A 3435-nucleotide genomic window follows, 5' to 3' on the forward strand; every position below is an offset into this window, starting at 1 on the left:
GGCCTCCTAAACAGCAGTCTCATGGTTTGGACGAATCCGCAGAGGTACCAGCATTTTCTGCATTTTTATCCCCCCTTTGTCATTGTATCCCCTGAAGCGCTTCCGACTGACCACTGCAAATCCTCTTTTCGCAAGTACTCTTTTTGCCCGACGTGATTTCAGGGTTTCCTGGGTTAATGTGCCGAGGCTCATAAGTATCCCCTTCAATTGCAGTCGTTGCACCTCTTGAGCGATGGCACCTTGTGTTTCCACACTTAATAAACTGAAACCCTGACGACACTGCATCTTTTCCAGACGGGTCATCCCTGTTGGCACTCTGACTTGCCTGAGATCATGGAAGCTATTATGGATGCCACGGGTAACCCCCCTTCGGCGATTAGTTTTGCAATCTTTATGGTCAGAGCTTGTACAGGTGTGAATGCCTGCACGGCTGGCAATATAGCGCCGGACATTATCGTCCAGATATTTTTCCATGTTCTTTAGTGGCAAGGGCGTCAGTTCAAATTTCTCGGTGATCGTTGCTTCATCAGGTTCAAGCTGGTAAGTCTGGACATAGGAATCCGGCCGACAGTCTTCACGCTTGTTGCCAGTAACCTGTAGCAGATCAGCGGCACCGTGCATGGCGGCTTCCAGTTGCCGTTGAAAGTCCGGTTTCAGGGCAGGGTCATTGGTGAAATCTCTGGTTACCTGCGACGGCAGATCCAAAAGCGAGGCGTCAAAGTGGCCAGGCTGCTGACGGTCTTTGAAGGATCCCGGGAACGAGGCATCAATCCCGGTGCATCGGATAAAATCCATGCGGTCAGCAAAGCGCAGTACATGCAGATAACGCCGAACCGATGACGACAGACCCTGGTCGCTCTTGCCATGTACGTCATCTTCCTTGCGGGACAGTGCCTCGCCAATCTCCTTCAGATACTGTTGTGGATACTGCCCCTGAAGATCCCGTTTGAAATAGTCAGCCGCCCTGGCTTCCTCATCTTGCTTGGGGACATCTTCCGCTGCGGCGTCATGATAGATGATCGCCAGCGACAGCAGATTCTTTTCAATTTCAGAGAAATGCATCTGATGGAATTTCTCCAGCAGCTCGATATACCACAACAGATTGTTCCGGGCCCGCAATACATGGCAGCAGTTGTGATCCGGCTTCCATACCCCGGGCAGTGTGTCACTGCCAAGGCATTTGATGACTCGCTCTGGACCGGGCCGTCGGTAATAGTGCTGTAATATTCTCAGAATGGTCTCTTCGTTATCCCTGGCATTGGGCAGAACCGGTGGTTGGCTGAAGGCGTCAACGATAAACTGCAACTCCGTTGGTTGCGTCAGGGATGCAGTTTGGGGAGACTGACAGCCGGTAAGGCCGAGGGACTTTTGCAGTTCGACGATTTGTTGTTGCCCTTTTTTGATATTTTCTGGCCAGTGCTGATAAAAGGGCTCTTGATCTCGACGTTCCCAGAGTTCTTTAACCCAGTGAATATAATCATCTGCGCAAAGCGTTCCCAGGGATTTTTTAATGCTTTGGGCACTGGTGTTTGCTATTGATTTTCTCACAGCGCCAAGTGTTTGATCATCAGGTACACCATAATAAAACAGGGCTAATAAATTATCCTTAAAGTGCTTATAGCAATAATATCTCTGAAAAGGTTCCCGAAGTGTGACGATAAACACTTCCTGCAGTTGTGCTGCATTGAAACTCTGACAACGTTTATGAAACTGCAGCATAACAACCGGATGATTGAAAGAGCGGTGACCAATCAGAAAAGACATAGTAGACCATAAGTGGCCCTTGTAGGGTATTCCCAATGCCTCAAAATGACAGCAAAGCCTTATTGAATAAAGTTGCCCCAGAACGTTCAGGCCGGTTTTCCAACCAGTAGACAACACTCCGCGTCTGACCAGATCACTGGCTAATTGGAAAACTCTATCTTCCTCGTAAGCTGTCTCTCTCAAATCCTGGCGTTCATCATGATCATCCGACAACTTGTAATCATTTCTGTACCATAATATTTCAGCTGACTGGATCAGCAAATCAAGTATTGTCTGATATTCCCCCCGGTAAAAAAACTTTCTTTGAACAGGAGCATCCCGCTCTAATAATTTCCAAATACGGCCTATTAATTCCCGTAAGTTTTCACGACTGAAGTCCGGGCTCTCTGCCAGTGTTATAATATCCTGAAATGGATGCTGTAGCGTTGGCAGATGGTGTTGATTGAGGGTTTTAGCTTTTAACGGCATAGGCAGAAGATTCAACATCCCCCTGAAGGCATCTTCAGAAATGTTATGGGATAACGCAAAATTACCAAGCCTGGCCTCATTAAGTGCTAAATGATCAGTACTGAGTTCATCCTCAAAATAAACCTCTGCTGAACCGCTTTGCTGGGAATAAACCATCCAGGGCAACGAATCAATGCCAAAAACCTCTTCTAACTGGTGTTTATCCTGCAAATGTTCGGTAATGCTGTTGTCAGTGCCCTCTTTTACCGTGAGATAGCACTTGATTTGTGATTTTATGTACCCGGTGGTTAGCCATTCTGGATAGCATGTTAAATTTTCATTATCTTTTTCCTTGAATTCTGGCGGTTTGAATGTGCCTTTCCTGCGCAGCTGACCTGATGAAGATTGCTTATAAACAGTACAGAGCCGTGTCGCTCTCTCCTTCATTTTCTCCCGCAGTGAATTGTGGTCAGGCAGACATTTAACAGGCAGTTCGTCTGGCTTTAAGGCATTGTTCTGTAATCTGGATGTTCCGGCATTTTTCTTATAAACAGCGAGAGTACCGGGGTTTATAATGCCAACGGTGGCATGGTTCGATCTTAACATCAATGGCACATCTTCCATAATCAGGATGACGGGTCTTGGTGCTTTTGGTAACTCATTGTTATGATCAAGATAAGCCGACTCTTTTTTGAATCTTGCATGAGCTGATTCCCCGTGACACATCCAGACCTGTCGAGCACCCAACGTGCCTGTCTTGAAAGCACCCAGCAATTCCTGCCTTATCTGCTCTCTGCTACCCGGGGAGTGGCGAGTTTCAGTGTTTGAATGTTTGCCTGGTTGCACCGGGCAACTCTCAGGGTTCTTAAACGATACTGTTGATAATGAGTGTGCTGCATTGGGTAATGAATTCATAGTGATAATACAGAATGTCAGAGTGATGACGAAGGTGAGTTTATAACCGGCAATACCTGACCCAACTTTTTTATAAAAAAAGTCCCTCTGTTTTTGTAAAAACGCAGCCTTTGGAAAATTGCTGTTGCTTTTCCTGACCCTAGGAGGCTGTCCGAGAATAGACTGCCCTACTGCGGTTGCGATAAACTGGTCTAAAAATTCCTGCTTCTTCGTCAAATAGCCCCGCTATTCTCCTCAGAATCAGAAATTTTTATCCTCAATTTCTCGCAATCCTCGCTACGGGCGCTATTCTCGGATAGCCTCCTAGAC

Annotated in this window: 1 protein-coding gene; it reads right to left on the reverse strand. The window is 46.8% G+C overall.

Annotated features, from left to right (window positions below):
- Positions 1-6: 6 nt before the first annotated feature.
- Positions 7-3126: a hypothetical protein gene (locus tag ACO6V1_RS23025; protein ID WP_422468816.1), complete on the reverse strand. Its 3120-nt coding sequence runs from the start codon at positions 3124-3126 to the stop codon at positions 7-9.
- Positions 3127-3435 lie beyond the last annotated feature (309 nt).

Source organism: Endozoicomonas sp. ALC013 (assembly GCF_049310205.1).
Lineage (GTDB): Bacteria > Pseudomonadota > Gammaproteobacteria > Pseudomonadales > Endozoicomonadaceae > Endozoicomonas.

Excerpts from the sequence above, each read along its gene's own strand:
- ACO6V1_RS23025 (WP_422468816.1), bottom strand. The coding sequence starts at position 3,126 with ATGAATTCATTACCCAATGCAGCACACTCATTATCAACAGTATCGTTT.